The sequence below is a fragment of the Enterobacter cloacae complex sp. ECNIH7 genome, from assembly GCF_002208095.1.
Taxonomy (GTDB): Bacteria; Pseudomonadota; Gammaproteobacteria; order Enterobacterales; family Enterobacteriaceae; genus Enterobacter; species Enterobacter cloacae_M.
Genome location: NZ_CP017990.1, coordinates 4,695,954 through 4,722,376, shown reverse-complemented (window position 1 = coordinate 4,722,376; position 26,423 = coordinate 4,695,954). Strand labels below are relative to the sequence as shown.

Genomic DNA, 26,423 nt, shown 5'->3' with positions numbered 1-26,423 from the left:
AGGGTTACTGAATGGCTAAGCAATCAATGAAAGCACGCGAAGTAAAGCGCGTAGCTTTAGCTGATAAATTCTTCGCTAAACGCGCTGAACTGAAAGCGATCATTTCTGATGTGAACGCTTCCGACGAAGATCGTTGGAATGCGGTTCTCAAGCTGCAGTCTCTGCCGCGTGATTCCAGCCCGTCTCGTCAGCGTAACCGCTGTCGTCAAACAGGTCGTCCACATGGTTATGTGGGCAAGTTTGGGTTGAGCCGTATCAAACTGCGTGAAGCCGCCATGCGCGGTGAAGTGCCAGGCTTGAAAAAGGCTAGCTGGTAATTACCAATTGAATCACGGGAGTAAAGACAGATGAGCATGCAAGATCCGATCGCGGATATGCTGACCCGTATCCGTAACGGTCAGGCCGCGAACAAAGTTGCGGTCACCATGCCTTCCGCCAAGCTGAAAGTGGCAATTGCCAACGTGCTGAAGGAAGAAGGTTTTATCGAAGATTTTAAAGTTGAAGGCGACACCAAGCCGGAACTGGAACTTACTCTTAAGTATTTCCAGGGTAAAGCTGTTGTAGAAAGCATTCAGCGTGTCAGCCGCCCAGGTCTGCGCATCTATAAGAAAAAAGATGAGCTGCCAAAAGTTATGGCTGGTCTTGGTATCGCAGTTGTTTCTACCTCTAAAGGTGTTATGACTGATCGTGCAGCGCGCCAGGCTGGTCTTGGTGGCGAAATTATCTGCTACGTAGCCTAATCGGAGGAAAGAATGTCTCGTGTTGCTAAAGCACCGGTCGTTATTCCTGCCGGCGTTGATGTAAAAATCGACGGTCAGGTTATTACGATCAAAGGTAAAAACGGCGAGCTGACTCGTACCCTCAACAAAGCTGTTGAAGTTAAACATGCAGATAACGCTCTGACCTTCGGTCCACGTGATGGTTTCGTGGATGGATGGGCTCAGGCTGGTACCGCGCGTGCCCTGCTGAACTCAATGGTTGTTGGTGTTACCGAAGGCTTCACTAAAAAGCTTCAGCTGGTTGGTGTAGGTTATCGTGCAGCTATCAAAGGGAATGCAGTAGGCCTGTCTCTGGGCTTCTCACACCCTGTTGAGCATCCGCTGCCGGCCGGTATCACTGCAGAATGTCCGACTCAAACTGAAATCGTGCTGAAAGGCGCTGATAAACAGCTGATCGGTCAGGTTGCAGCAGATCTGCGCGCCTACCGTCGTCCTGAGCCTTACAAAGGCAAGGGTGTTCGTTACGCCGACGAAGTCGTGCGTACCAAAGAGGCTAAGAAGAAGTAAGGTAACACTATGGATAAGAAATCTGCTCGTATCCGTCGTGCGACCCGCGCACGCCGCAAGCTCAAAGAGCTGGGTGCAACTCGCCTGGTGGTACATCGTACCCCGCGTCATATTTACGCACAGGTAATTGCACCGAACGGTTCTGAAGTTCTGGTAGCTGCTTCTACTGTAGAAAAAGCTATCTCAGAACAATTGAAGTACACCGGTAACAAAGACGCCGCTGCAGCTGTAGGTAAAGCTGTTGCTGAACGCGCTCTGGAAAAAGGCATCAGCAATGTTTCCTTTGACCGTTCCGGGTTCCAATATCATGGTCGTGTCCAGGCACTGGCAGATGCTGCCCGTGAAGCTGGCCTTCAGTTCTAAGGTAGAGGTGTAAGATGGCTCACATCGAAAAACAGGCTGGCGAACTGCAGGAAAAGCTGATCGCGGTAAACCGCGTATCTAAAACCGTTAAAGGTGGTCGTATTTTCTCCTTCACAGCTCTGACTGTAGTAGGCGATGGTAACGGTCGCGTTGGTTTTGGTTACGGTAAAGCGCGTGAAGTTCCAGCAGCGATCCAGAAAGCGATGGAAAAAGCCCGTCGCAATATGATTAACGTCGCGCTGAACAACGGCACCCTGCAGCACCCAGTTAAAGGTGTTCACACGGGTTCTCGTGTATTCATGCAGCCAGCTTCAGAAGGTACCGGTATCATCGCCGGTGGTGCAATGCGCGCCGTTCTGGAAGTTGCTGGGGTTCATAACGTTCTGGCCAAAGCATATGGTTCCACTAACCCGATCAACGTGGTTCGTGCAACTATTGATGGCCTGGAAAATATGAATTCTCCAGAAATGGTCGCTGCCAAGCGTGGTAAATCCGTTGAAGAAATTCTGGGGTAATTGACCATGGCAAAGACTATTAAAATCACTCAAACCCGCAGTGCAATCGGTCGTCTGCCGAAACACAAGGCAACGCTGCTTGGCCTGGGTCTGCGTCGTATTGGTCATACCGTTGAGCGCGAGGATACTCCTGCTGTTCGTGGTATGGTCAACGCGGTTTACTTCATGGTTAAAGTTGAGGAGTAAGAGATGCGTTTAAATACTCTGTCTCCGGCCGAAGGCTCTAAAAAGGCGGGTAAACGCCTGGGTCGTGGTATCGGTTCTGGCCTCGGCAAAACCGGTGGTCGTGGTCACAAAGGTCAGAACTCTCGTTCTGGCGGTGGCGTGCGTCGCGGTTTCGAGGGTGGCCAGATGCCACTGTACCGTCGTCTGCCGAAGTTCGGCTTCACTTCTCGCAAAGCAGCGATCACAGCGGAAATCCGTCTGTCTGACCTGGCGAAAGTTGAAGGCGGCGTTGTAGACCTGAACACGCTGAAAGCAGCAAACATTATCGGTATCCAGATCGAGTTCGCGAAAGTGATCCTGGCTGGTGAAGTTTCTACTCCGGTAACTGTTCGTGGCCTGCGTGTTACTAAAGGTGCTCGTGCTGCTATCGAAGCTGCTGGCGGTAAAATTGAGGAATAAGTAGCAGATGGCTAAGCAACCGGGATTAGATTTTCAAAGTGCCAAAGGTGGATTTGGCGAGCTGAAACGCAGACTGCTGTTTGTTATCGGCGCGCTGATTGTGTTCCGTATTGGCTCTTTTATTCCGATCCCTGGTATCGATGCCGCTGTACTTGCCAAACTGCTTGAGCAACAGCGAGGCACCATCATTGAAATGTTCAACATGTTCTCTGGTGGTGCTCTCAGCCGTGCTTCTATCTTCGCATTGGGTATTATGCCGTACATTTCGGCATCAATTATTATCCAGCTGCTGACGGTCGTTCATCCGGCCCTGGCAGAGTTGAAGAAAGAAGGGGAGTCTGGACGTCGTAAGATTAGTCAGTACACCCGTTACGGTACTCTGGTGCTGGCAATATTCCAGTCGATCGGTATTGCTACCGGTTTGCCGAATATGCCTGGTATGCAGGGCCTGGTGTTAAACCCGGGCTTTGCATTCTACTTCACCGCTGTTGTAAGTCTGGTCACAGGGACTATGTTCCTGATGTGGCTCGGCGAACAGATTACTGAGCGTGGTATCGGTAACGGTATCTCTATCATTATCTTCGCCGGTATTGTTGCGGGCCTCCCGCCAGCCATCGCCCATACTATCGAGCAAGCGCGTCAAGGCGACCTGCACTTCCTCCTGTTGCTGTTGGTTGCAGTATTAGTATTTGCAGTGACGTTCTTTGTTGTCTTCGTTGAACGTGGTCAACGCCGCATTGTGGTGAACTACGCTAAACGTCAGCAGGGTCGTCGTGTCTATGCTGCACAGAGCACACATTTGCCGCTGAAAGTGAACATGGCGGGGGTTATCCCGGCTATCTTCGCTTCCAGTATTATTCTGTTCCCGGCGACCATCGCGTCATGGTTCGGGGGCGGTACTGGTTGGAACTGGCTGACAACAATTTCGCTGTATTTGCAGCCTGGGCAACCACTTTATGTGTTACTCTATGCGTCTGCGATCATCTTCTTCTGTTTCTTCTACACGGCGTTGGTCTTCAACCCGCGTGAAACAGCAGATAACCTGAAGAAGTCCGGTGCATTTGTACCAGGAATTCGTCCGGGAGAGCAAACGGCGAAGTATATCGATAAAGTAATGACTCGTCTGACTTTGGTTGGTGCGCTTTATATTACTTTTATCTGCCTGATCCCGGAGTTCATGCGTGATGCAATGAAAGTACCGTTCTACTTCGGTGGGACCTCACTGCTTATCGTTGTTGTCGTGATTATGGACTTTATGGCTCAAGTGCAAACTCTGATGATGTCCAGTCAGTACGAGTCTGCATTGAAGAAGGCGAACCTGAAAGGCTACGGCCGCTAAATGGTCGCCTGAGAAGTTACGGAGAGTAAAAATGAAAGTTCGTGCTTCCGTCAAGAAATTATGCCGTAACTGCAAAATCGTTAAGCGTGATGGTGTCATCCGTGTGATTTGCAGTGCCGAGCCGAAGCATAAACAGCGCCAAGGCTGATTATTTCGCATATTTTTCTTGCAAAGTTGGGTTGAGCTGGCTAGATTAGCCAGCCAATCTTTTGTATGTCTGTACGTTTCCATTTGAGTATCCTGAAAACGGGCTTTTCAGCATGGTGCGTACATATTAAATAGTAGGAGTGCATAGTGGCCCGTATAGCAGGCATTAACATTCCTGATCAGAAACATGCTGTGATCGCATTAACTTCGATCTACGGCGTCGGCAAGACCCGTTCTAAAGCCATTCTGGCTGCAGCGGGTATCGCTGAAGATGTTAAGATCAGTGAGCTGTCTGAAGAACAAATCGACACGCTGCGTGACGAAGTTGCCAAATTTGTCGTTGAAGGTGATCTGCGCCGTGAAATCAGCATGAGCATCAAGCGCCTGATGGATCTTGGTTGCTATCGCGGTTTGCGTCATCGTCGTGGTCTGCCAGTGCGCGGTCAGCGTACTAAGACCAACGCACGTACCCGTAAGGGTCCGCGCAAACCGATCAAGAAATAATCGGGGTGATTGAATAATGGCAAAGGCACCAGTTCGTGCACGTAAACGTGTAAGAAAACAAGTCTCTGACGGCGTGGCTCATATCCATGCTTCTTTCAACAACACCATCGTTACTATTACTGATCGTCAGGGTAACGCATTGGGTTGGGCAACAGCCGGTGGTTCCGGTTTCCGTGGTTCTCGCAAATCCACTCCGTTCGCAGCTCAGGTTGCAGCAGAGCGTTGCGCAGAAGCCGTAAAAGAATACGGCATCAAGAATCTGGAAGTTATGGTTAAAGGTCCGGGTCCGGGTCGTGAATCTACTGTTCGCGCTCTGAACGCCGCTGGTTTCCGCATCACGAATATTACTGATGTGACTCCGATCCCTCATAACGGTTGTCGTCCGCCGAAAAAACGTCGCGTATAACGCTCCGTTTTTTAGGTTAGTTGGAGATAGAAAATGGCAAGATATTTGGGTCCTAAGCTCAAGCTGAGCCGTCGTGAGGGCACCGACTTATTCCTTAAGTCTGGCGTTCGCGCGATCGATACCAAGTGTAAAATTGAACAAGCTCCTGGCCAGCACGGTGCGCGTAAACCGCGTCTGTCTGACTATGGTGTGCAGTTGCGTGAAAAGCAAAAAGTTCGCCGTATGTACGGTGTGCTGGAGCGTCAGTTCCGTAACTACTATAAAGAAGCAGCACGTCTGAAAGGCAACACAGGTGAAAACCTGCTGGCTCTGCTGGAAGGTCGTCTGGACAACGTTGTATACCGTATGGGCTTCGGCGCTACTCGTGCTGAATCACGTCAGCTGGTTAGCCACAAAGCAATCATGGTAAACGGTCGTGTTGTTAACATCGCTTCTTATCAGGTTAAAGCGAATGACGTTGTTAGCATTCGTGAGAAAGCGAAAAAGCAATCTCGCGTGAAGGCCGCTCTGGAGCTGGCTGAGCAGCGTGAAAAGCCAACCTGGCTGGAAGTTGATGCTGGCAAGATGGAAGGTACGTTCAAGCGTCAGCCAGAACGTTCTGATCTGTCTGCGGACATTAACGAACACCTGATCGTCGAGCTTTACTCCAAGTAAAGCTTAGTACCAAAGAGAGGACACAATGCAGGGTTCTGTGACAGAGTTTCTAAAACCGCGCCTGGTAGATATCGAGCAAGTGAGTTCGACGCACGCCAAGGTGACCCTTGAGCCTTTAGAGCGTGGCTTTGGCCATACTCTGGGTAACGCACTGCGCCGTATTCTGCTCTCATCGATGCCGGGTTGCGCGGTGACCGAGGTTGAGATTGATGGTGTACTTCATGAGTACAGCACCAAAGAAGGCGTTCAGGAAGATATCCTTGAAATCCTGCTCAACCTGAAAGGGCTGGCGGTGAGAGTTCAGGGTAAAGATGAAGTTATTCTTACTCTGAATAAATCTGGCATTGGCCCTGTGACTGCAGCCGACATCACCCATGACGGTGATGTTGAAATCGTCAAGCCGCAGCACGTGATCTGCCACCTGACCGATGAGAACGCAGCTATTAGCATGCGTATCAAAGTTCAGCGCGGTCGTGGTTATGTGCCGGCTTCTGCCCGAATTCATTCGGAAGAAGATGAGCGCCCAATCGGCCGTCTGCTGGTCGACGCATGCTATAGCCCTGTAGAGCGTATTGCCTACAATGTTGAAGCAGCGCGTGTAGAACAGCGTACCGACCTGGACAAGCTGGTCATCGAAATGGAAACCAACGGCACAATCGATCCTGAAGAGGCGATTCGTCGTGCGGCAACCATCCTGGCAGAACAACTGGAAGCTTTCGTTGACTTACGTGATGTACGTCAGCCGGAAGTGAAAGAAGAGAAACCAGAATTCGATCCGATCCTGCTGCGCCCTGTTGACGATCTCGAGTTGACTGTCCGCTCTGCTAACTGCCTCAAGGCAGAAGCTATCCACTATATCGGTGATCTGGTACAGCGTACCGAGGTTGAGTTGCTGAAAACGCCGAACCTGGGTAAAAAATCTCTTACTGAGATTAAAGACGTGCTGGCTTCACGTGGTCTGTCTCTGGGCATGCGCCTGGAAAACTGGCCACCGGCAAGCATTGCTGACGAGTAACCGGATCACAGGTTAAGGTTTTACTGAGAAGGATAAGGTCATGCGCCATCGTAAGAGTGGTCGTCAACTGAACCGCAACAGCAGCCATCGCCAGGCTATGTTCCGCAACATGGCAGGTTCACTGGTTCGTCATGAGATCATCAAGACGACCCTGCCTAAAGCGAAAGAGCTGCGTCGCGTAGTTGAGCCGCTGATTACTCTTGCCAAGACTGACAGCGTTGCTAATCGTCGTCTGGCATTCGCCCGTACTCGTGATAACGAGATCGTGGCAAAACTGTTTAACGAACTGGGCCCGCGTTTCGCGAGCCGTGCCGGTGGTTACACTCGCATTCTGAAGTGTGGTTTCCGTGCAGGCGACAACGCGCCGATGGCTTACATCGAGCTGGTTGATCGTTCAGAGAAAGCAGAAGCTGCTGCAGAGTAATCTGCAGTAACGTAAAAAAACCCGCTCCGGCGGGTTTTTTTATATCCGCGATACCACCACTTCTCTAAAATGTCTGTATCAATTCTGTTCAATCCCTGGAGCTGGTAATGTGGTTGCTCGACCAGTGGGCAGAACGCCATATTCGCGATGCCCAAAAAAAAGGTGAATTCGACGATCTCCCGGGAAGCGGCGAACCCCTTGCGCTTGACGATGATTCGCACATCGCGCCTGAACTTCGGGCTGGATACCGTTTGCTGAAAAATGCGGGCTGTCTCCCCCCGGAGCTTGAACAGCGCAGAGAAGCTGTTGAACTGGCCGATCTTCTCAAAGAGATCCGCCATGACGATCCACGACATTCTGAACTTAGCCGCCGTCTCGCCCTGCTTGAACTCAAGCTGCGCCAGGCTGGGATGAACACTAATTTTCTTCACGGTGAATACGGTGAAAGATTGCTGCAGAAAATAAGCGAGGAGTAGTTATGTACCGCATCGGTGAACTTGCGAAGCTTGCGAACGTTACGCCGGATACCATCCGATATTACGAAAAGCAGCAGATGATCGATCATGAAGTACGTACTGAAGGAGGCTTTCGCCTTTATACCGATAACGATCTGCAGCGCCTGCGGTTTATTCGTTATGCGCGTCAGCTCGGTTTCACGCTGGATTCGATCCGCGAGTTATTATCGATCCGCATCGATCCGGAACATCACACCTGCCAGGAATCTAAAAGCATCGTGCAGGCCCGGCTGGATGAAGTCGAAGCGCGTATACAGGAACTGCAAACCATGCAGCGCTCTCTGCAAAGGCTGAATGCTGCCTGCTGCGGTACGGCACACAGCAGCATTTATTGTTCAATCCTCGAAGCCCTTGAACAGGGAGCGAGTGGAGAAACGCAGGGCTGTTGATTTTTAGTTCAACCGGGTCTAGACTCCCGTCGTCATAAACCCTGCTCTGGAGACATTATGAGCCGCTATCAGCACACGAAAGGACAAATTAAGGACAATGCCATTGAGGCGTTACTTCACGACCCGTTATTCAGGCAGCGCGTTGAGAAGAATAAAAAAGGGAAAGGAAGTTATCTGCGTAAAGACAAACATGAAAAACGGGGTAACTGGGAGGCCAGTGGCAAGCAAGCGAATCGCTTATTTACCACTGGCCTTCCTGCTTTTATCTATTGATTACACGCGATTATTCTGCTCTTTTAACAGATCGCGGATCTCACTTAACAGCACTTCTTCTTTTGTTGGCGCAGGTGCTGCAGCCGGCTCTTCTTTTTTACGGTTGAGCCTGTTGATCAGCTTGATAGCCATAAATATGGCAAACGCGACAATCACAAAATCAAATACGTTCTGAATAAATACGCCGTAGTGCATTACTACTGCCGGAACATCACCCTGCGCTTCACGCAGCGTGAAAGCGAACTGTTTGAAATCAATGCCGCCGATTAACAATCCTAAAGGTGGCATGATAATGTCGGCCACTAATGATGAAACAATCTTGCCGAATGCCGCACCAATAATGACACCCACTGCCAAATCCACCACGTTCCCGCGCATCGCAAATTCGCGAAATTCTTTAATAAAACTCATTGTTCTCTCCTTGTGCCAGCTGACGAGTTTAAGTTTAACAAATCATTAGCCAATTGCCATTCGGGATAATTAAACATTATGAAAAACAAAAGGCACAGAAATGAAAAGGATAAAGTAAGGGTGCTCTTTCTCGAGCACCCAATTCTTTAAAGGAAGAATGGACTTGGCTGGAATAAACGTTCGACGTCGGTAATAAACTTTTTATCGGTAAGGAACATAATAACGTGATCGCCTTGCTCAATTCGTAAATTATCATTGGCAATCATGACATCATTCCCGCGCACAACGGCGCCGATAATCGTGCCTGGCGGCAGTTTAATTTCGTCGATCGAACGGCCGACGACGCGCGACGTCGTTTCATCTCCATGAGCAACGGCTTCAATGGCTTCCGCTACGCCACGGCGGAGCGATGACACACCGACAATATCCGCTTTACGAACATGGCTCAGGAGCGCGGAAATTGTCGCCTGCTGAGGGGAAATGGCAATATCAATAACGCTGCCCTGAACCAGATCGACATACGCCTTGCGCTGAATAAGCACCATGACTTTTTTAGCCCCCATGCGCTTCGCGAGCATGGCGGACATTATATTCGCCTCGTCGTCGTTGGTGACGGCAATAAAGAGATCAACTTGATCAATATGCTCTTCAGCCAGCAACTCCTGATCAGACGCATCACCATAAAATACAATCGTATTTTGAAGTTTTTCCGCCAGTTCAGCAGCACGCTGTTGATCGCGCTCGATCAACTTCACGCTGTAATCTTTTTCCAGCCGATGTGCCAGACCGGCACCGATATTGCCGCCGCCGACCAGCATAATGCGTTTATAGGGTTTTTCGAGACGCTGAAGTTCACTCATCACCGCACGAATATGCTGTGAGGCCGTAATAAAGAAGACCTCATCACCGGCTTCGACAATCGTGGAGCCTTGCGGGCGAATTGGCCTGTCGTGACGGAAAATCGCTGCAACGCGCGTATCGATATGCGGCATGTGCTCGCGCATGGTGGAAAGCGCATTGCCGATCAATGGTCCGCCATAATAGGCCTTAACCACTGCCAGGCTCACTTTGCCCTCGGCAAAGTTCACCACCTGCAGGGCACCCGGATATTCAATCAGGCGATAGATATTGTCGATAACCAGCTGTTCTGGCGCGATGAGGTGGTCAATGGGGACCGCTTCGGAATTAAACAGTTTTTCAGCATCGCGAACATAGTCCGGAGAGCGAATACGCGCAATTCGGTTTGGCGTGTTGAAAAGCGAGTATGCCACCTGACAGGCCACCATATTGGTTTCGTCAGAACTGGTTACCGCAACCAGCATGTCGGCATCGTCGGCGCCCGCCTCACGAAGGACACGTGGATGCGAACCATGACCCTGCACCACGCGCAGGTCAAACTTGTCCTGCAAGACGCGCAGGCGATCGCCGTTGGTATCAACAATTGTGATGTCGTTGTTTTCGCCAACCAGGTTTTCCGCCAGCGTTCCGCCCACCTGTCCTGCACCCAGAATGATAATCTTCATATCTCGTGACCTGTTCTCAACATCACTCTTTGATTAGCTTAGCGTAAAAGAAGCCATCGCCCTCTTCAGCACCCGGCAGGTTCTGCAGACCCGGGGATTCAGGCGTTCCCGTATCGCGCAGCGCGGCGTCCGGCGTACGTCTAAGGAAGGCCGCGATTTGCTGGCTGTTTTCTTCCGGCAGTACGGAGCAGGTCGCATAGACCAGCGTTCCGCCAGATTTAAGATGCGGCCAAATGGCGTCGAGAATGTCGGATTGCAGTTGGGCAAGTTCCTGAATATCACGATCGCGGCGTAGCCACTTGATGTCCGGATGACGACGAATAACACCTGTTGCAGAGCAGGGGGCATCCAGCAAAATGCGATCGAATTGCGTTTCACCACACCATTCTGCGGGTTTGCGTCCATCGCCCTGCTTAACCTGAGCCTTCATGCCCAGACGCTTAAGGTTGTCGTAGACGCGTGAGAGACGCTGTTCATCGACGTCCACTGCCATCACGCTGGCCTGCGGAGCCACTTCCAGAATATGCGTCGTTTTGCCCCCAGGCGCGGCGCAAAGATCGAGGATCTGCTCACCATTTTTGGGATCAAGCCAGGTCATGCAACCCTGCGCCGAGGCATCCTGTACGGTTACCCAGCCTTCATCAAAACCGGGTAATGCATGTACCGGTGCCGGTGAGGCTAAGCGTACGGCATCCGGATAGGCTTCATGCGGGAATCCACTCATTCCAGTTTCTTCAAGCAATGCCAGCCATGCGGCTCGGGTGTGGTGATTCCGATTCACGCGTAACCACATTGGCGGACGCTGATTGTTGGCATCGGCAATCTCCTGCCACTCCTGTGGATAGGCTTTTTTCAGGCGCTTCAACAGCCAGTCCGGGTGCAGGAAACGTGCTTCGCTTTGGGCAAATTCAGCCAGAAGCTCTTCCTGCTGTCTCTGGAACTGACGCAGTACGCCGTTGATCAGGCCTTTCAGCTGAGGGCGTTTAATCGCAACGGCGCCTTCCACCGTCTCAGCCAGCGCGGCATGAGGTGGGATGCGGGTATGAAGAAGCTGATAAAAGCCCACCATAATCAAATAGTGTACGGTGCGCTGCTTGCCTGTCATTGGGCGTGACATCAGCTTGTTAATCAGCCACTCAAGCTGAGAGAGTGTGCGCAGGACGCCAAAGCAGAGCTCCTGAAGCAGGGCTTTATCTTTATCAGAAACTTTTTGCTGCAGGGGAGGCAGGACGTTACTCAATGACTGGCCCTGCTCGATAACCTGCTCAACGGCCTGGGCCGCCATACTGCGTAGATTTTGTTTTTTCATAACCGTAAAAATAAAAATGCCCGGAAACACCGGGCCTTAAGGATAAATTTGCTCAGGCAAGACGATTGCCCGGAATAAACCATTCGCGGCGGGAATTTAACAGATCCTGAGCGCTCATGGCCTTCTTGCCGGCCGGTTGTAGCGATTCAAGATTCAGGATCCCTTGCGCAGTCGCCACCTGGATCCCGTTCTTGTTGGCGTCAACAATCGTGCCGGGTTCAGCCGTGGTAGTACCGCTAATGACGGAGGCTTTCCAGACTTTCACCGGCTGCTCATCAATTTCCATCCAGCTCATCGGCCACGGATTAAAAGCGCGAATGCAGCGTTCAAGCTGCGCAGCTGACAGGGACCAGTCGATCCGCGCTTCTTCTTTGCTCAGTTTTTCGGCATAAGTCACCAGAGCGTCATCCTGAACTTCCGGTTTCGCCGTATTGTCAGCAAGCTGCTGGAGCGTCTCGATAAGCCCTTGTGGGCCAAGGTCTGCCAGTTTGTCATACAGCGTAGCGCTGGTATCGTCTGACGTTATGGGGCACGCCAGTTTATACAGCATATCGCCGGTGTCTAAACCTACGTCCATCTTCATAATGGTAACGCCCGTTTCGGCATCACCTGCCCACAGCGAGCGCTGGATTGGTGCAGCACCACGCCAGCGCGGAAGCAGAGACCCATGCACGTTGATGCAACCCAGGCGTGGCATATCAAGCACAGCTTTTGGCAGAATTAAACCGTAGGCTACCACCACCATTACGTCGGCATTCAGGTCAGCAACCAGCTGCTGATTTTCCTGTGGGCGCAACGATGCGGGCTGAAAAACGGGTAGCCCATGCTCTTCTGCCAGCACCTTTACCGGGCTCGGCATCAGTTTTTTGCCGCGACCAGCAGGACGGTCCGGCTGGGTAAAGACGCCAACAACCTGGTGACCAGACGATAACAGCGCGTCAAGATGACGCGCTGCAAAATCAGGGGTTCCCGCGAAGATAATACGTAGTGTTTTAGACACGATGATCCTTGTATCCGGGGGGACGCTATGCGCGAGAACGCAAACGATCCAGTTTCTCTACTTTTTGACGAATACGCTGCTGTTTCAGCGGCGAGAGATAATCGATAAACAGTTTACCGACCAGGTGATCCATCTCATGCTGAATACAAATTGCCAGCAGGTCGTCTGCTTCCAGTTCGAACGGGTTACCGTCACGATCCAGAGCGCGAATTTTCACCTTTTCGGCACGCGGTACTAAAGCGCGCTGTTCAGGAATGGACAGACAGCCTTCCTCAATACCGGTTTCGCCACTCTTTTCGAGTAGCTCAGGGTTGATCAGCACCAGACGCTCATCGCGATTTTCGGAAACATCAATCACGATAATACGCTTATGAATGTCCACCTGGGTCGCCGCCAGGCCAATGCCTTCTTCGGCGTACATGGTATCGAACATATCATCAACGATACGCTGGATTTCTGCATTCACTTCTTTGACCGGTTCAGCGACGATGCGAAGGCGCTCGTCCGGAATATGTAACACTTGCAAAACTGCCATAAATTTCCAGAGTCGTGTTCAGGAGTTGATAAGAATACTCTCTCTATTCTAGACAAATCCCCCATCGATTGACAGCATCAGTGACCAATCGCAATGATTGCGGAGGCCGCTTATGGCAGGGGAAAGGATGACGTCTACCGAAATATGGCTACGGCTAATACACACAGGGTCGCTGTGTGGTGATGTAATGCTGGAAGCGGCTGCGCGACTGCAGAAGCAGGAACACCTCAACGTGCTCGTGGCCAGAAACGCCGGGCTGACAGCAAAGCAGGTTGAACGCTTCTTTGCACTCGATGAGAGCGAGCTGGAACGTAGCCTTATGTGGCTTGAGCAGCCGGGACATCATTTATTAACGGCCAACCATCCCCTTTATCCTCCTTTGCTCCGCACGATTCCTGATTATCCCGGGGCGTTATTCATAAAAGGTAATCCTGAGGCGCTTAATACGGTTCAGCTGGCGGTGGTAGGCAGTCGTGCGCCGTCATGGTACGGCGAGCGATGGGGGAAAATCCTGTGCGAACAACTGTCGCAAAGCGGTTTCACGATCACCAGCGGGCTGGCCTGCGGTATTGACGGCGTAGCCCACAGCGCGGCGCTTTCAGTTAAGGGACGAAGCGTAGCGGTGCTGGGGAACGGTCTTTTTAGCATTTATCCACGCCGGCATCAGGCACTGGCGATGCGGCTTATCGAATCTGACGGCGCTATAGTGTCTGAGTTTCCGCTTTCCGCACAGCCCAGGCCGGCAAACTTTCCGCGTCGTAATCGGATTATCAGCGGGCTTAGCAAAGGCGTGCTGGTGGTTGAAGCGGCGCGCCGAAGCGGTTCGCTGGTCACGGCGCGATGCGCGCTCGAACAGGGGAGAGAAGTCTTCGCCTTGCCTGGTCCGATAGGTAATCCCGGATGCGAGGGGCCCCACTGGCTTATTAAGCAAGGGGCAACGCCGGTAACGGAAGTAGGAGATATTCTTGAAAATTTGCAATATGGGTTGCAATGGCTGCAGGAAGATCCCGAAAAGCGACAATATTCATCAGATCAGGGAAAGGTGGCATTGCCATTTCCCAAGCTCCTGGCTAACGTAGGAGATGAGGTAACACCTGTTGACGTTGTCGCTGAACGTGCCGGCCAACCTGTGCCAGTAACGGTAGCACAGCTACTCGAACTGGAGTTAGCAGGGTGGATCGCAGCTGTACCCGGCGGCTATGTCCGATTAAGGAGGGCATGCCATGTTCGACGTACTGATGTATTTGTTTGAGACTTACATCCATAACGAAGCAGAAATGCGAGTGGATCAGGACAAATTGACACAGGATCTTACCGATGCGGGGTTTGAGCGGGAAGATATCTATAATGCGTTGATGTGGCTGGAAAAACTGGCTGATTATCAGGAAGGCCTCGCCGAACCGATGCAGCTTGCTTCTGACCCATTGTCAGTACGCATTTATACCGCGGAAGAGTGTGAAAGGCTGGACGCCAGCTGCCGGGGGTTCATCTTATTCCTTGAGCAGATTCAGGTGCTGAACCTCGAAACGAGAGAAATGGTGATAGAGCGCGTCATGGCGCTGGATACAGCAGAATTTGAACTGGAAGATCTCAAGTGGGTGATCCTGATGGTTCTGTTTAATATCCCGGGCTGTGAAAACGCCTATCAGCAAATGGAAGAATTACTCTTTGAAGTGAATGAAGGTATGCTGCACTAATTCAATGTGCAGCACCAAGAGTTGTTATGGCCAAATCAGCACTATTCACGGTGCATAAAAACGAGCCCTGCCCGCAGTGCGGGGCTGAACTTGTTATTCGGTCCGGGAAACACGGCCCGTTTCTCGGTTGTTCACACTATCCGGAATGTGATTATGTCCGTCCCCTGAAAAGCCAGGCTGATGGACATATCGTTAAAATTCTGGAGGGTCAGTATTGCCCACTCTGCGGTGGTGAATTAGCCCTGCGGCAGGGGCGTTTCGGCATGTTTATTGGATGTAGCCGCTACCCGGAATGTGAGCATACGGAACAAATCGATAAGCCTGATGAAACGGCAATTGCGTGCCCACAGTGTCAGCGCGGTCAGTTGGTACAGCGCCGCTCCCGTTATGGTAAGACTTTCCATTCGTGCGATCGCTACCCCGAATGCCAGTTCGTTATCAATTTTAAACCGGTAGCGGGAACCTGCCCTCATTGCAATTATCCGCTACTTATAGAGAAGAAAACCGCGCAAGGCATGAAACGCTTCTGCGCCAGTAAACAATGTGGAAAGCCGGTTACGGCGGATCAAAATAGTGAATAATAACCTGCCATCAGGCTCCATTGCGCATGCTGTGGACGTACTGAAAAAAGAAGAAGTCATCGCCTATCCAACTGAAGCTGTTTTTGGAGTCGGTTGCGATCCTGACAGCGAGACGGCCGTGAGCCGACTGCTTGCTTTAAAACAAAGACCCGTTGAGAAAGGGCTGATTTTGATCGCTGCGAATTACGAGCAGCTTAAACCCTATATCGATGACTCCATGCTGACGCCGGCGCAGCGCGAGACTATCTTCTCCGCGTGGCCTGGCCCGGTGACCTTCGTTTTCCCGGCGCAGCCGACAACGCCTCGCTGGTTAACCGGACGTTTTGATTCCCTCGCCGTTCGCGTAACTGACCATCCGCTGGTGGTTGAGCTGTGTCTGGCATTTGGTAAACCGCTGGTCTCAACCAGCGCCAACTTGACCGGATTGCCACCTTGCCGGACAACCGAAGAAGTACTGGCGCAGTTCGGGAATGACTTCCCAGTCGCTGTCGGTGAAACGGGAGGGCGCCTGAATCCGTCTGAAATTCGCGATGCTTTGACCGGCGAACGTTTTCGCCAGGGGTAATCTCATGGAAACCTATGCTGTTTTTGGTAATCCGATCGCACATAGCAAGTCACCTTTGATCCATCAGCAATTTGCGAAGCAGCTGCAGATAAATCATCCCTATGGTCGCGTACTGGCACCGGTGGATGCATTTATTCCAACGCTGGAGGCTTTTTTCGCCGCGGGCGGTAAAGGCGCGAATGTGACGGTTCCTTTTAAAGAGGAAGCCTTCGAACGAGCGGATGAGCTCACCGAGCGCGCTTCACTGGCTGGTGCAGTCAATACCGTAAAACGGCTTGAGGATGGGCGCCTTTTGGGTGACAACACCGACGGGATTGGTTTACTTAGCGACCTGGAACGACTGTCGTTTATTAAGCCCGGGTTTCGGGTCCTGCTGATTGGTGCGGGTGGCGCATCGCGGGGAGTGCTGTTGCCTCTGCTTTCACTGGACTGCGCGGTGACCATTACCAACAGAACCTTTCCCCGCGCAGAAGCGCTGGCGGCGTTGTTTGCCCATACCGGCAGCGTGAGCGCGGTAGCGCTTGACGATCTCGCCGATCGTGAGTTCGATCTTGTCATCAACGCCACGTCCAGCGGCATTAATGGCGAGATCCCGGCAATTCCCGCTTCTCTGGTCAGCGCGCATATGTACTTCTATGACATGTTTTATCAGAAAGGGAAGACGCCTTTCCTTAACTGGTGCGAACAACACGGCGCGAAACAGTTAGCCGATGGGCTGGGAATGCTGGTGGGTCAGGCCGCGCATGCGGTGCTGCTCTGGCATGGCGTGTTGCCTGTGGTCGAACCTGTCATTGAAAAGTTAAAGCAGGAGCTTTCGGCGTGAACCAGGCTATTCATTTCCCGGACAGAGAGAGCTGGGATGAGAGTAAACAAGCGGTCTGTTTTCCGGTGCTGGTGCAGGGGATGCAACTTACCTGTGCCATTCATGGGGAAACGCTGTTGCGTCGTTTTGGCGGCTCAGACCCGATAGCGATATTTTGCGAAAATCGCTGGGATCTGGAAGAGGAAGCCAGCGATTTAATCCGCGAACAGCAGGAAGACGATCAAGGCTGGGTTTGGCTGTCCTGATCCAAATAGTCATTCTTCCATTTAACATAGTTGTTCGCCGAGTATTTTAACCCTTCGATCTCTGCCTCCTTCAGGGGGCGGATCTGTTTTACCGGGCTTCCCAAGTAGAGATAGCCACTCTCCAGCCGTTTGTTCTGCGGGACCAGGCTACCGGCACCAATCATTACTTCATCTTCTACTATGACGCCATCCAGCAAAATCGACCCCATGCCAACAAGTACGCGATTCCCGATAGTGCAGCCGTGAAGCATCACTTTATGGCCGACGGTAACCTCTTCTCCAATGATGAGGGGATTACCGTCCGGGTTATAGGAGGATTTGTGCGTGACATGCAGAACGCTGCCGTCCTGAATATTGGTACGGGCGCCAATTGACACATAGTTAACATCTCCCCTGATGGCGACGAGCGGCCAGATGCTGACATCATCGGCCATTCGGACATCGCCAATCACCACGCTGCTGGCATCGATCATCACGCGATCGCCTTTTTGGGGGAACAGATCTTTATAAGGACGTAATACTGCGGGCATATCTACCTCTAACAATGAGCGCTATACAGAAGACTTTGATCATATTAATGGATCGCGGCAAGGCAAAATACGTCAATATTTAAGCAGATCGGGCGGGATTTCAGCGAAAAGCGCGGAAAATCAGCAGTCGGAAAAAAAGATCTAAAAAATACTTGTGCTAAAAAATGGGATCCCTATAATGCGCCTCCATCGACACGGCGGATGTGAATCACTTCACACAACAAGCGGTTCGGTTGAAGAGAAAAAATCCTGAAATAACGGGTTGACTCTGAAAAAGGAAAGCGTAATATACGCCACCTCGCAACGGTGAGCGAAAGCCGCGTTGCAACTGCTCTTTAACAATTTATCAGACAATCTGTGTGGGCACTCAAAGTGACATGGATTCTTAACGTCGCAAGACGAAAAATGAATACCAAGTCTCTGAGTGAACATACGTAATTCATTACGAAGTTTAATTCACGAGCATCAAACTTAAATTGAAGAGTTTGATCATGGCTCAGATTGAACGCTGGCGGCAGGCCTAACACATGCAAGTCGAGCGGCAGCGGAAAGTAGCTTGCTACTTTGCCGGCGAGCGGCGGACGGGTGAGTAATGTCTGGGAAACTGCCTGATGGAGGGGGATAACTACTGGAAACGGTAGCTAATACCGCATAACGTCGCAAGACCAAAGAGGGGGACCTTCGGGCCTCTTGCCATCAGATGTGCCCAGATGGGATTAGCTAGTAGGTGGGGTAATGGCTCACCTAGGCGACGATCCCTAGCTGGTCTGAGAGGATGACCAGCCACACTGGAACTGAGACACGGTCCAGACTCCTACGGGAGGCAGCAGTGGGGAATATTGCACAATGGGCGCAAGCCTGATGCAGCCATGCCGCGTGTATGAAGAAGGCCTTCGGGTTGTAAAGTACTTTCAGCGGGGAGGAAGGTGCTGAGGTTAATAACCTCAGCAATTGACGTTACCCGCAGAAGAAGCACCGGCTAACTCCGTGCCAGCAGCCGCGGTAATACGGAGGGTGCAAGCGTTAATCGGAATTACTGGGCGTAAAGCGCACGCAGGCGGTCTGTCAAGTCGGATGTGAAATCCCCGGGCTCAACCTGGGAACTGCATTCGAAACTGGCAGGCTAGAGTCTTGTAGAGGGGGGTAGAATTCCAGGTGTAGCGGTGAAATGCGTAGAGATCTGGAGGAATACCGGTGGCGAAGGCGGCCCCCTGGACAAAGACTGACGCTCAGGTGCGAAAGCGTGGGGAGCAAACAGGATTAGATACCCTGGTAGTCCACGCCGTAAACGATGTCGACTTGGAGGTTGTGCCCTTGAGGCGTGGCTTCCGGAGCTAACGCGTTAAGTCGACCGCCTGGGGAGTACGGCCGCAAGGTTAAAACTCAAATGAATTGACGGGGGCCCGCACAAGCGGTGGAGCATGTGGTTTAATTCGATGCAACGCGAAGAACCTTACCTACTCTTGACATCCAGAGAACTTAGCAGAGATGCTTTGGTGCCTTCGGGAACTCTGAGACAGGTGCTGCATGGCTGTCGTCAGCTCGTGTTGTGAAATGTTGGGTTAAGTCCCGCAACGAGCGCAACCCTTATCCTTTGTTGCCAGCGGTTAGGCCGGGAACTCAAAGGAGACTGCCAGTGATAAACTGGAGGAAGGTGGGGATGACGTCAAGTCATCATGGCCCTTACGAGTAGGGCTACACACGTGCTACAATGGCGCATACAAAGAGAAGCGACCTCGCGAGAGCAAGCGGACCTCATAAAGTGCGTCGTAGTCCGGATTGGAGTCTGCAACTCGACTCCATGAAGTCGGAATCGCTAGTAATCGTAGATCAGAATGCTACGGTGAATACGTTCCCGGGCCTTGTACACACCGCCCGTCACACCATGGGAGTGGGTTGCAAAAGAAGTAGGTAGCTTAACCTTCGGGAGGGCGCTTACCACTTTGTGATTCATGACTGGGGTGAAGTCGTAACAAGGTAACCGTAGGGGAACCTGCGGTTGGATCACCTCCTTACCTTAAAGAACCTGCCTTTGCAGTGCTCACACAGATTGTCTGATGAATGATGAACTTCTGAATGTACTTTTGAGTGCATTAAGAAGTTTTGCTCTTTAAAAATCTGGATCAAGCTGAAAATTGAAACGACACATCTTAAATGGTGTGTTCGAGTCTCTCAAATTTTCGCAATCAGAAGTGAAACATCTTCGGGTTGTGAGGTTAAGCGACTAAGCGTACACGGTGGATGCCCTGGCAGTCAGAGGCGATGAAGGACGTGCTAATCTGCGAAAAGCGCCGGCGAGGTGATATGAACCTTTGACCCGGCGATGTCCGAATGGGGAAACCCAGTGCAATTCGTTGCACTATCGTTAACTGAATACATAGGTTAACGAGGCGAACCGGGGGAACTGAAACATCTAAGTACCCCGAGGAAAAGAAATCAACCGAGATTCCCCCAGTAGCGGCGAGCGAACGGGGAGCAGCCCAGAGTCTGAATCAGCTTGTGTGTTAGTGGAAGCGTCTGGAAAGTCGCACGGTACAGGGTGACAGTCCCGTACACGAAAGCACACAGGCTGTGAACTCGAAGAGTAGGGCGGGACACGTGGTATCCTGTCTGAATATGGGGGGACCATCCTCCAAGGCTAAATACTCCTGACTGACCGATAGTGAACCAGTACCGTGAGGGAAAGGCGAAAAGAACCCCGGCGAGGGGAGTGAAAAAGAACCTGAAACCGTGTACGTACAAGCAGTGGGAGCACCTTCGTGGTGTGACTGCGTACCTTTTGTATAATGGGTCAGCGACTTATATTCTGTAGCAAGGTTAACCGTATAGGGGAGCCGAAGGGAAACCGAGTCTTAACTGGGCGTTAAGTTGCAGGGTATAGACCCGAAACCCGGTGATCTAGCCATGGGCAGGTTGAAGGTTGGGTAACACTAACTGGAGGACCGAACCGACTAATGTTGAAAAATTAGCGGATGACTTGTGGCTGGGGGTGAAAGGCCAATCAAACCGGGAGATAGCTGGTTCTCCCCGAAAGCTATTTAGGTAGCGCCTCGTGAACTCATCTTCGGGGGTAGAGCACTGTTTCGGCTAGGGGGCCATCCCGGCTTACCAACCCGATGCAAACTACGAATACCGAAGAATGTTATCACGGGAGACACACGGCGGGTGCTAACGTCCGTCGTGAAGAGGGAAACAACCCAGACCGCCAGCTAAGGTCCCAAAGTCATGGTTAAGTGGGAAACGATGTGGGAAGGCACAGACAGCCAGGATGTTGGCTTAGAAGCAGCCATCATTTAAAGAAAGCGTAATAGCTCACTGGTCGAGTCGGCCTGCGCGGAAGATGTAACGGGGCTAAACCATGCACCGAAGCTGCGGCAGCGACGCTTATGCGTTGTTGGGTAGGGGAGCGTTCTGTAAGCCGTTGAAGGTGTGCTGTGAGGCATGCTGGAGGTATCAGAAGTGCGAATGCTGACATAAGTAACGATAAAGCGGGTGAAAAGCCCGCTCGCCGGAAGACCAAGGGTTCCTGTCCAACGTTAATCGGGGCAGGGTGAGTCGACCCCTAAGGCGAGGCCGAAAGGCGTAGTCGATGGGAAACAGGTTAATATTCCTGTACTTGGTGTTACTGCGAAGGGGGGACGGAGAAGGCTATGTTAGCCGGGCGACGGTTGTCCCGGTTTAAGCATGTAGGCGGAGGTTCCAGGTAAATCCGGTACCTTTTAACGCTGAGGTGTGATGACGAGGCACTACGGTGCTGAAGTAACAAATGCCCTGCTTCCAGGAAAAGCCTCTAAGCATCAGGTAACACGAAATCGTACCCCAAACCGACACAGGTGGTCAGGTAGAGAATACCAAGGCGCTTGAGAGAACTCGGGTGAAGGAACTAGGCAAAATGGTGCCGTAACTTCGGGAGAAGGCACGCTGATATGTAGGTGAAGCCCCTGCGGGTGGAGCTGAAATCAGTCGAAGATACCAGCTGGCTGCAACTGTTTATTAAAAACACAGCACTGTGCAAACACGAAAGTGGACGTATACGGTGTGACGCCTGCCCGGTGCCGGAAGGTTAATTGATGGGGTTAGCGGCAACGCGAAGCTCTTGATCGAAGCCCCGGTAAACGGCGGCCGTAACTATAACGGTCCTAAGGTAGCGAAATTCCTTGTCGGGTAAGTTCCGACCTGCACGAATGGCGTAATGATGGCCAGGCTGTCTCCACCCGAGACTCAGTGAAATTGAACTCGCTGTGAAGATGCAGTGTACCCGCGGCAAGACGGAAAGACCCCGTGAACCTTTACTATAGCTTGACACTGAACACTGGTCCTTGATGTGTAGGATAGGTGGGAGGCTTTGAAGCGTGGACGCCAGTCTGCGTGGAGCCGTCCTTGAAATACCACCCTTTAATGGCTGGTGTTCTAACGTAGACCCGTAATCCGGGTTGCGGACAGTGTCTGGTGGGTAGTTTGACTGGGGCGGTCTCCTCCCAAAGAGTAACGGAGGAGCACGAAGGTTAGCTAATCCTGGTCGGACATCAGGAGGTTAGTGCAATGGCATAAGCTAGCTTGACTGCGAGAGTGACGGCTCGAGCAGGTGCGAAAGCAGGTCATAGTGATCCGGTGGTTCTGAATGGAAGGGCCATCGCTCAACGGATAAAAGGTACTCCGGGGATAACAGGCTGATACCGCCCAAGAGTTCATATCGACGGCGGTGTTTGGCACCTCGATGTCGGCTCATCACATCCTGGGGCTGAAGTAGGTCCCAAGGGTATGGCTGTTCGCCATTTAAAGTGGTACGCGAGCTGGGTTTAGAACGTCGTGAGACAGTTCGGTCCCTATCTGCCGTGGGCGCTGGAGAATTGAGGGGGGCTGCTCCTAGTACGAGAGGACCGGAGTGGACGCATCACTGGTGTTCGGGTTGTCATGCCAATGGCACTGCCCGGTAGCTAAATGCGGAAAAGATAAGTGCTGAAAGCATCTAAGCACGAAACTTGCCCCGAGATGAGTTCTCCCTGACCCTTTAAGGGTCCTGAAGGAACGTTGAAGACGACGACGTTGATAGGTCGGGTGTGTAAGCGCAGCGATGCGTTGAGCTAACCGATACTAATGAACCGTGAGGCTTAACCTTACAACGCCGAAGCTGTTTCGGCGAAGAGACAGACACGATTTTCAGCCTGATACAGATTAACAGAATTTGCCTGGCGGCTTTAGCGCGGTGGTCCCACCTGACCCCATGCCGAACTCAGAAGTGAAACGCCGTAGCGCCGATGGTAGTGTGGGGTCTCCCCATGCGAGAGTAGGGAACTGCCAGGCATCAAATTTAGCGTGCTGATATGGCTCAGTTGGTAGAGCGCACCCTTGGTAAGGGTGAGGTCCCCAGTTCGACTCTGGGTATCAGCACCACTTTATACTTAGGTTAAAGTTCGGCAAGAAGTAAAAGAATTTGTCTGGCGGCTTTAGCGCGGTGGTCCCACCTGACCCCATGCCGAACTCAGAAGTGAAACGCCGTAGCGCCGATGGTAGTGTGGGGTCTCCCCATGTGAGAGTAGGGAACTGCCAGACATCAAATAAGTGAAAAGGCCATCCGAAAGGATGGCCTTTTTGCGTTTATGCGCCGAAAAAACGGTAGGCCGGGTAAGGCGAAGCCGCCACCCGGCAGAGCAAACAACTAATGAATCACCTGCGACAGGAATGCTCGCGTACGTTCTGACTTCGGATGCGCAAAGAACTCATCCGGCGGAGCTTGCTCAACAATCTCCCCGCGGTCCATAAAGATCACCCGGTCGGCCACGGTTCGCGCAAACCCCATCTCATGCGTCACACACAACATGGTCATGCCGGATTGTGCCAACCCAATCATGGTGTCCAGAACCTCCTTCACCATTTCAGGATCGAGGGCAGATGTTGGTTCATCAAACAGCATAATTTTCGGTTTCATACACAGCGAACGGGCGATAGCCACACGCTGCTGTTGGCCACCCGATATCTGGCCAGGGAATTTATTGGCATGCTCTGCGATACGTACACGCTCCAGGTAGTGCATTGCCAATGCCTCCGCTTCCTTTTTCGGCATCTTTCGTACCCAAATCGGCGCAAGCGTACAGTTCTGCAGAACGGTCAGGTGCGGAAACAGATTAAAGTGTTGAAATACCATTCCTACTTCCTGACGTACGCGTTCGATATTGCGGATATCTTCATTCAGCTCGATACCATCAACCACAATGCGTCCTTGCTGATGTTCTTCAAGATGATTAATACAGCGAATGGTTGTGGATTTTCCGGAGCCCGAAGGGCCGCAAAGGACGATGCGTTCTCCCTGCTTTACCTTAAGATTAATGTCCCTCAGGACATGAAATTGTCCGTACCATTTATTCACATTTTCCAGCGTAATCATCGCGTCGGCGGGTGTCATAGTTATTTGGCTCATAATTTCCTCAGTGCGGTGTACGCCCGGTGTTAAAGCGCTTTTCCAGATGCTGGCTGTAGCGCGACATGCTAAAACAAAAGATCCAGTAGATCAGGGCAGCAAAGACATATCCTTCGGTGGACATACCCAGCCAGACAGGGTCAACGGTTGCCTGTTGCACGCTGCTAAAGAGATCGAACAATCCGATGATGATCACCAGGCTTGTATCCTTGAAGAGGGCAATGATCGTGTTGACCAGACCCGGAATGACCAGCTTGAGTGCTTGTGGAAGAATGACCAGTCCCTGCGTTTTCCAGTAACCGAGAGCCAGTGATTCCGCCGCTTCGTACTGGCCTTTAGGCAACGCCTGCAAACCACCTCGCACAACTTCAGCGACATAGGCGGACTGGAAGAGAATCACCCCCACCAGGGCACGGATCAGCTTGTCGATGGTTGTTCCCTCTGCCATAAACAGCGGCAGCATGACCGACGACATAAACAGGACGGTGATAAGCGGTACGCCGCGCCAGAACTCAATAAAGATAACGGAGAGCACGCGGACGATCGGCATTTTTGAACGCCGTCCCAGAGCAAGTAGAATCCCCCACGGCAGAGCACCGGCTATCCCCACTGATGCGATAATCAACGTCAGCGTCAGCCCGCCCCACTGGCGTGTTTCAACGCGTTCCAGCCCCAGAAAACCGCCATACAGCAGCACCCAGACAATAATCGGATAAACCACCGCCCAGACGGCAATATAGCGTCCACGGTGAGGCAGCTTTTTCCAGAACATGACTGCGACAGAGAGCAGACCGATAACCAGCGCCAGATTAATCCGCCAGCGCTGTTCATGCGGATACAACCCATACATGAACTGACCGAAGCGTTCATGGATAAACACCCAGCAGGCGCCGGCTTTTGTACAGTCTGCCCGGGTTGAACCGACCCAGTTGGCCTGTAAAAACGCCCAGTTCAGCAGGGGAGGAATCAACTCCCACATGAGCCACAGGCAGACAATCGTCAGCAGGCTGTTACTCCAGCTGGAGAACAGATTCTTGCGCGCCCAGAGAATGAAACGTCCACCTGTCGAGTTGGCAGGGCGCGAGGAGTGCGACAGTATCGCTTTTGTCATCATAAATCCTTAGCGCTCGACCAGTGCTATACGACGGTTATAGAGGTTCATCAGCAGTGAAATTACCAGGCTGATGATCAGATAGACAGACATCGTGATGGCGATGGTTTCAATGGCTTGTCCGGTCTGGTTAAGCACGGTTCCGGCGAATAGTGACACCATATCCGGGTAACCAATGGCAGCGGCCAGAGACGAGTTTTTGACAATATTGAGATACTGGCTGGTCAGGGGGGGAATGATGACCCGTAAAGCCTGCGGAATAATGACCTGGCGAAGCGTCACGGTGTGGGGTAATCCCAGCGAGCGCGCCGCCTCGTGCTGCCCATAAGGAACTGCCTGGATCCCTGCACGGATAATCTCTGCGATAAACGCGGACGTATAAATCGACAGCGCCAGCGTCAGGGCTGCCAGCTCGGGAATTAATACCATCCCGCCCTGAAAGTTAAAGCCCCGCAGATGTGGAATATCCCAGTGCAAAGCGGCCCCAAACAGCCAGTGTGCAATTAGCGGCAGGCTAACGATCAGGACAGCTGCCGTGGGCCAGGTTCTGCGAAGCTGACCGGTTTTGATCTGATGCTTGCGGTTAAAACGGAATACCCCCGCAGAGAGCGCAAGCGCTATCACAATCGCGCCGATAAAAGCGTACAGTCCTTCACCCGGCTGAGGAGAAGGAATGGACAATCCACGGTTACTCAGGAAAAACAGCTCAAACGCGTCGACGGCCTGGCGGGGACCGGGAAGGTTACGCAGTACGGCGAAATACCAAAAGAAGATCTGCAGGAGCGGGGGGATATTGCGGAACGTCTCGATATAAACGGTCGACAGTTTCCGCAGGAGCCAGTTTTCAGAAAGACGCGCCAGGCCAATAAAGAAGCCCAGTACCGACGCGAAAACGATACAAAGCGCCGATACCAACAGCGTATTCAGTAAACCGACCACGAACACGCGTCCGTACGTATCACCTTCCTGATAATCAATAAGGTGCTGAACAATACCAAACCCCGCGCTGCGGTCTAAAAACGCGAAACCGGAGGTAATGCCACGGTTATTCAGGTTGGTGATTGTATTATGGATGAGATACACGGCGATGAGAACAACCGCAACAATAGCAATAATCTGGAATAGCCAGGCGCGGACCGCGGGATGAGAAAAGGATAGCGATCCTTTTACGGCTGAGCGGCGATGGGACATAAAGAAACCTCAGTAACCATGACTCTGGAG

At 52.0% G+C, this 26,423-nt stretch carries 32 protein-coding genes, 1 tRNA gene and 4 rRNA genes; 28 read left to right on the top strand and 9 right to left on the bottom strand.

Translation table 11 applies throughout. From position 1 onward, the window contains the following. The first annotated feature begins 11 nt into the window (after positions 1–11). The 17 genes from rpsN to WM95_RS23495 all read left to right on the top strand — a co-directional run bounded on the left by rpsN (position 12) and on the right by WM95_RS23495 (position 8,454). Positions 12–317 carry a 30S ribosomal protein S14 gene (rpsN, locus tag WM95_RS23575; protein WP_003863291.1) on the top strand — a complete coding sequence of 102 codons (306 nt, stop codon included), beginning with the start codon at positions 12–14 and terminating at the stop codon, positions 315–317. Between the two features lie 30 nt (positions 318–347). Beyond that, positions 348–740, top strand: a complete 393-nt coding sequence (gene rpsH / locus WM95_RS23570; RefSeq protein ID WP_006178918.1) for a 30S ribosomal protein S8 — start codon at positions 348–350, stop codon at positions 738–740. 12 nt (positions 741–752) lie between these two features. Next, positions 753–1,286: a 50S ribosomal protein L6 gene (rplF, locus tag WM95_RS23565; RefSeq protein WP_003863296.1), complete on the top strand. Its 534-nt coding sequence runs from the start codon at positions 753–755 to the stop codon at positions 1,284–1,286. A gap of 9 nt (positions 1,287–1,295) precedes the next feature. Continuing rightward, a complete protein-coding gene (gene rplR / locus WM95_RS23560; protein WP_003863297.1) occupies positions 1,296–1,649 on the top strand; it encodes a 50S ribosomal protein L18 in 354 nt (117 codons plus the stop codon). A 14-nt stretch (positions 1,650–1,663) separates the two neighbouring features. Beyond that, positions 1,664–2,164 (top strand): 30S ribosomal protein S5, encoded by a 501-nt coding sequence (gene rpsE / locus WM95_RS23555; protein ID WP_003863299.1) that lies wholly within the window; start codon positions 1,664–1,666, stop codon positions 2,162–2,164. A gap of 6 nt (positions 2,165–2,170) precedes the next feature. Next, positions 2,171–2,350 carry a 50S ribosomal protein L30 gene (rpmD, locus tag WM95_RS23550; protein ID WP_003863301.1) on the top strand — a complete coding sequence of 60 codons (180 nt, stop codon included), beginning with the start codon at positions 2,171–2,173 and terminating at the stop codon, positions 2,348–2,350. A 3-nt stretch (positions 2,351–2,353) separates the two neighbouring features. Then, a complete protein-coding gene (gene rplO / locus WM95_RS23545; RefSeq protein WP_003863304.1) occupies positions 2,354–2,788 on the top strand; it encodes a 50S ribosomal protein L15 in 435 nt (144 codons plus the stop codon). Positions 2,789–2,795: 7 nt separating this feature from the next. Beyond that, positions 2,796–4,127 (top strand): preprotein translocase subunit SecY, encoded by a 1,332-nt coding sequence (gene secY, locus WM95_RS23540; RefSeq protein ID WP_003863305.1) that lies wholly within the window; start codon positions 2,796–2,798, stop codon positions 4,125–4,127. A 31-nt stretch (positions 4,128–4,158) separates the two neighbouring features. Beyond that, positions 4,159–4,275: a 50S ribosomal protein L36 gene (gene rpmJ, locus WM95_RS23535; RefSeq protein ID WP_000868187.1), complete on the top strand. Its 117-nt coding sequence runs from the start codon at positions 4,159–4,161 to the stop codon at positions 4,273–4,275. Between the two features lie 146 nt (positions 4,276–4,421). After that, complete coding sequence (gene rpsM, locus WM95_RS23530; protein WP_003863308.1) at positions 4,422–4,778, top strand: 30S ribosomal protein S13; 357 nt, start codon at positions 4,422–4,424, stop codon at positions 4,776–4,778. A 16-nt stretch (positions 4,779–4,794) separates the two neighbouring features. Beyond that, positions 4,795–5,184, top strand: coding sequence for a 30S ribosomal protein S11 (gene rpsK, locus WM95_RS23525; RefSeq protein ID WP_003863312.1), 390 nt, complete (start codon positions 4,795–4,797; stop codon positions 5,182–5,184). A 33-nt stretch (positions 5,185–5,217) separates the two neighbouring features. After that, positions 5,218–5,838 carry a 30S ribosomal protein S4 gene (rpsD, locus tag WM95_RS23520; protein WP_004868345.1) on the top strand — a complete coding sequence of 207 codons (621 nt, stop codon included), beginning with the start codon at positions 5,218–5,220 and terminating at the stop codon, positions 5,836–5,838. A 25-nt stretch (positions 5,839–5,863) separates the two neighbouring features. Then, entirely contained in the window at positions 5,864–6,853 is a 990-nt protein-coding gene (locus WM95_RS23515) for a DNA-directed RNA polymerase subunit alpha (protein ID WP_002919219.1), read from the top strand. 40 nt (positions 6,854–6,893) lie between these two features. After that, entirely contained in the window at positions 6,894–7,277 is a 384-nt protein-coding gene (rplQ, locus tag WM95_RS23510; RefSeq protein ID WP_001216368.1) for a 50S ribosomal protein L17, read from the top strand. Between the two features lie 107 nt (positions 7,278–7,384). Continuing rightward, positions 7,385–7,753, top strand: coding sequence for a DUF1992 domain-containing protein (locus WM95_RS23505; RefSeq protein WP_063409591.1), 369 nt, complete (start codon positions 7,385–7,387; stop codon positions 7,751–7,753). Between the two features lie 2 nt (positions 7,754–7,755). Next, entirely contained in the window at positions 7,756–8,181 is a 426-nt protein-coding gene (gene zntR, locus WM95_RS23500; protein ID WP_059446351.1) for a Zn(2+)-responsive transcriptional regulator, read from the top strand. 57 nt (positions 8,182–8,238) lie between these two features. Next, positions 8,239–8,454: an alternative ribosome-rescue factor A gene (locus WM95_RS23495; protein WP_023309450.1), complete on the top strand. Its 216-nt coding sequence runs from the start codon at positions 8,239–8,241 to the stop codon at positions 8,452–8,454. On the opposite strand, the gene mscL is transcribed toward WM95_RS23495, so the two are convergent. The 5 genes from mscL to def all read right to left on the bottom strand — a co-directional run bounded on the left by mscL (position 8,455) and on the right by def (position 13,232). Further along, positions 8,455–8,865: a large-conductance mechanosensitive channel protein MscL gene (gene mscL / locus WM95_RS23490; protein ID WP_023309449.1), complete on the bottom strand. Its 411-nt coding sequence runs from the start codon at positions 8,863–8,865 to the stop codon at positions 8,455–8,457. It abuts the gene before it with no gap. A 146-nt stretch (positions 8,866–9,011) separates the two neighbouring features. Then, entirely contained in the window at positions 9,012–10,388 is a 1,377-nt protein-coding gene (trkA, locus tag WM95_RS23485; RefSeq protein ID WP_088544985.1) for a Trk system potassium transporter TrkA, read from the bottom strand. A 22-nt stretch (positions 10,389–10,410) separates the two neighbouring features. Further along, positions 10,411–11,697, bottom strand: coding sequence for a 16S rRNA (cytosine(967)-C(5))-methyltransferase RsmB (gene rsmB, locus WM95_RS23480; RefSeq protein WP_063409595.1), 1,287 nt, complete (start codon positions 11,695–11,697; stop codon positions 10,411–10,413). A gap of 52 nt (positions 11,698–11,749) precedes the next feature. Continuing rightward, complete coding sequence (gene fmt / locus WM95_RS23475; protein ID WP_023333663.1) at positions 11,750–12,697, bottom strand: methionyl-tRNA formyltransferase; 948 nt, start codon at positions 12,695–12,697, stop codon at positions 11,750–11,752. A 25-nt stretch (positions 12,698–12,722) separates the two neighbouring features. Next, on the bottom strand, positions 12,723–13,232 hold the full coding sequence (def, locus tag WM95_RS23470; protein ID WP_006812188.1) for a peptide deformylase: 510 nt from the start codon (positions 13,230–13,232) through the stop codon (positions 12,723–12,725). Between the two features lie 127 nt (positions 13,233–13,359). On the opposite strand from def, the gene dprA reads away from it, so the two are divergent. The 6 genes from dprA to WM95_RS23440 are packed head-to-tail and all read left to right on the top strand — an operon-like array spanning position 13,360 to position 17,143. Beyond that, positions 13,360–14,484 carry a DNA-protecting protein DprA gene (gene dprA / locus WM95_RS23465; protein ID WP_045357957.1) on the top strand — a complete coding sequence of 375 codons (1,125 nt, stop codon included), beginning with the start codon at positions 13,360–13,362 and terminating at the stop codon, positions 14,482–14,484. After that, a complete protein-coding gene (smg, locus tag WM95_RS23460; RefSeq protein WP_008503477.1) occupies positions 14,456–14,929 on the top strand; it encodes a DUF494 family protein Smg in 474 nt (157 codons plus the stop codon). The genes dprA and smg overlap by 29 nt, the downstream gene beginning before the upstream one ends. A gap of 26 nt (positions 14,930–14,955) precedes the next feature. Next, positions 14,956–15,510, top strand: coding sequence for a DNA topoisomerase family protein (locus tag WM95_RS23455; protein WP_023309445.1), 555 nt, complete (start codon positions 14,956–14,958; stop codon positions 15,508–15,510). Beyond that, positions 15,503–16,075, top strand: coding sequence for an L-threonylcarbamoyladenylate synthase type 1 TsaC (tsaC, locus tag WM95_RS23450; protein ID WP_033146781.1), 573 nt, complete (start codon positions 15,503–15,505; stop codon positions 16,073–16,075). Before WM95_RS23455 ends, tsaC begins: the two co-directional genes overlap by 8 nt. 4 nt (positions 16,076–16,079) lie before the next feature. Then, complete coding sequence (gene aroE, locus WM95_RS23445; RefSeq protein WP_063409593.1) at positions 16,080–16,898, top strand: shikimate dehydrogenase; 819 nt, start codon at positions 16,080–16,082, stop codon at positions 16,896–16,898. Further along, positions 16,895–17,143, top strand: coding sequence for a DUF1488 domain-containing protein (locus tag WM95_RS23440; protein WP_032662345.1), 249 nt, complete (start codon positions 16,895–16,897; stop codon positions 17,141–17,143). Before aroE ends, WM95_RS23440 begins: the two co-directional genes overlap by 4 nt. On the opposite strand, the gene WM95_RS23435 is transcribed toward WM95_RS23440, so the two are convergent. Then, positions 17,119–17,673, bottom strand: coding sequence for a gamma carbonic anhydrase family protein (locus tag WM95_RS23435; RefSeq protein WP_063409594.1), 555 nt, complete (start codon positions 17,671–17,673; stop codon positions 17,119–17,121). The genes WM95_RS23440 and WM95_RS23435 overlap by 25 nt on opposite strands. 473 nt (positions 17,674–18,146) lie before the next feature. On the opposite strand from WM95_RS23435, the gene WM95_RS23430 reads away from it, so the two are divergent. The 5 genes from WM95_RS23430 to rrf (WM95_RS23410) all read left to right on the top strand — a co-directional run bounded on the left by WM95_RS23430 (position 18,147) and on the right by rrf (WM95_RS23410) (position 23,226). Then, positions 18,147–19,688 (top strand): 16S ribosomal RNA (locus tag WM95_RS23430). Between the two features lie 199 nt (positions 19,689–19,887). Then, positions 19,888–22,792 (top strand): 23S ribosomal RNA (locus tag WM95_RS23425). Positions 22,793–22,861: 69 nt separating this feature from the next. Next, a 5S ribosomal RNA gene (rrf, locus tag WM95_RS23420) occupies positions 22,862–22,977 on the top strand. A 14-nt stretch (positions 22,978–22,991) separates the two neighbouring features. Beyond that, positions 22,992–23,067: transfer RNA gene (locus WM95_RS23415), tRNA-Thr, on the top strand. A 43-nt stretch (positions 23,068–23,110) separates the two neighbouring features. After that, a 5S ribosomal RNA gene (gene rrf, locus WM95_RS23410) occupies positions 23,111–23,226 on the top strand. The 16S, 23S and 5S rRNA genes sit together here with 1 tRNA gene alongside, the layout of an rRNA operon. Positions 23,227–23,332: 106 nt before the next feature. Here the strand turns inward: rrf (WM95_RS23410) and WM95_RS23405 are convergent. The 3 genes from WM95_RS23405 to WM95_RS23395 are packed head-to-tail and all read right to left on the bottom strand — an operon-like array spanning position 23,333 to position 26,393. Continuing rightward, positions 23,333–24,091 carry an amino acid ABC transporter ATP-binding protein gene (locus WM95_RS23405; protein ID WP_023309440.1) on the bottom strand — a complete coding sequence of 253 codons (759 nt, stop codon included), beginning with the start codon at positions 24,089–24,091 and terminating at the stop codon, positions 23,333–23,335. Between the two features lie 7 nt (positions 24,092–24,098). Continuing rightward, entirely contained in the window at positions 24,099–25,202 is a 1,104-nt protein-coding gene (locus WM95_RS23400; protein ID WP_023309439.1) for an amino acid ABC transporter permease, read from the bottom strand. 9 nt (positions 25,203–25,211) lie between these two features. After that, positions 25,212–26,393 carry an amino acid ABC transporter permease gene (locus tag WM95_RS23395; protein WP_038417798.1) on the bottom strand — a complete coding sequence of 394 codons (1,182 nt, stop codon included), beginning with the start codon at positions 26,391–26,393 and terminating at the stop codon, positions 25,212–25,214. Positions 26,394–26,423 lie beyond the last annotated feature (30 nt).

Bases quoted from the DNA above. Each gene is read 5' to 3' on its own strand.
- dprA (WP_045357957.1), top strand. From the start codon at position 13,360: ATGACGTCTACCGAAATATGGCTACGGCTAATACACACAGGGTCGCTG.
- zntR (WP_059446351.1), top strand. From the start codon at position 7,756: ATGTACCGCATCGGTGAACTTGCGAAGCTTGCGAACGTTACGCCGGAT.
- WM95_RS23395 (WP_038417798.1), bottom strand. From the start codon at position 26,393: ATGTCCCATCGCCGCTCAGCCGTAAAAGGATCGCTATCCTTTTCTCAT.
- rpsD (WP_004868345.1), top strand. From the start codon at position 5,218: ATGGCAAGATATTTGGGTCCTAAGCTCAAGCTGAGCCGTCGTGAGGGC.
- mscL (WP_023309449.1), bottom strand. From the start codon at position 8,865: ATGAGTTTTATTAAAGAATTTCGCGAATTTGCGATGCGCGGGAACGTG.
- WM95_RS23435 (WP_063409594.1), bottom strand. From the start codon at position 17,673: ATGCCCGCAGTATTACGTCCTTATAAAGATCTGTTCCCCCAAAAAGGC.
- rpsN (WP_003863291.1), top strand. From the start codon at position 12: ATGGCTAAGCAATCAATGAAAGCACGCGAAGTAAAGCGCGTAGCTTTA.
- smg (WP_008503477.1), top strand. From the start codon at position 14,456: ATGTTCGACGTACTGATGTATTTGTTTGAGACTTACATCCATAACGAA.
- rpsH (WP_006178918.1), top strand. From the start codon at position 348: ATGAGCATGCAAGATCCGATCGCGGATATGCTGACCCGTATCCGTAAC.
- WM95_RS23505 (WP_063409591.1), top strand. From the start codon at position 7,385: ATGTGGTTGCTCGACCAGTGGGCAGAACGCCATATTCGCGATGCCCAA.
- rpmJ (WP_000868187.1), top strand. From the start codon at position 4,159: ATGAAAGTTCGTGCTTCCGTCAAGAAATTATGCCGTAACTGCAAAATC.
- WM95_RS23495 (WP_023309450.1), top strand. From the start codon at position 8,239: ATGAGCCGCTATCAGCACACGAAAGGACAAATTAAGGACAATGCCATT.
- def (WP_006812188.1), bottom strand. From the start codon at position 13,232: ATGGCAGTTTTGCAAGTGTTACATATTCCGGACGAGCGCCTTCGCATC.
- WM95_RS23455 (WP_023309445.1), top strand. From the start codon at position 14,956: ATGGCCAAATCAGCACTATTCACGGTGCATAAAAACGAGCCCTGCCCG.
- rpsE (WP_003863299.1), top strand. From the start codon at position 1,664: ATGGCTCACATCGAAAAACAGGCTGGCGAACTGCAGGAAAAGCTGATC.
- rplQ (WP_001216368.1), top strand. From the start codon at position 6,894: ATGCGCCATCGTAAGAGTGGTCGTCAACTGAACCGCAACAGCAGCCAT.
- rpmD (WP_003863301.1), top strand. From the start codon at position 2,171: ATGGCAAAGACTATTAAAATCACTCAAACCCGCAGTGCAATCGGTCGT.
- WM95_RS23400 (WP_023309439.1), bottom strand. From the start codon at position 25,202: ATGACAAAAGCGATACTGTCGCACTCCTCGCGCCCTGCCAACTCGACA.
- rplF (WP_003863296.1), top strand. From the start codon at position 753: ATGTCTCGTGTTGCTAAAGCACCGGTCGTTATTCCTGCCGGCGTTGAT.
- rpsK (WP_003863312.1), top strand. From the start codon at position 4,795: ATGGCAAAGGCACCAGTTCGTGCACGTAAACGTGTAAGAAAACAAGTC.
- rplR (WP_003863297.1), top strand. From the start codon at position 1,296: ATGGATAAGAAATCTGCTCGTATCCGTCGTGCGACCCGCGCACGCCGC.
- rplO (WP_003863304.1), top strand. From the start codon at position 2,354: ATGCGTTTAAATACTCTGTCTCCGGCCGAAGGCTCTAAAAAGGCGGGT.
- WM95_RS23515 (WP_002919219.1), top strand. From the start codon at position 5,864: ATGCAGGGTTCTGTGACAGAGTTTCTAAAACCGCGCCTGGTAGATATC.
- rsmB (WP_063409595.1), bottom strand. From the start codon at position 11,697: ATGAAAAAACAAAATCTACGCAGTATGGCGGCCCAGGCCGTTGAGCAG.
- WM95_RS23405 (WP_023309440.1), bottom strand. From the start codon at position 24,091: ATGAGCCAAATAACTATGACACCCGCCGACGCGATGATTACGCTGGAA.
- aroE (WP_063409593.1), top strand. From the start codon at position 16,080: ATGGAAACCTATGCTGTTTTTGGTAATCCGATCGCACATAGCAAGTCA.
- secY (WP_003863305.1), top strand. From the start codon at position 2,796: ATGGCTAAGCAACCGGGATTAGATTTTCAAAGTGCCAAAGGTGGATTT.
- trkA (WP_088544985.1), bottom strand. From the start codon at position 10,388: ATGAAGATTATCATTCTGGGTGCAGGACAGGTGGGCGGAACGCTGGCG.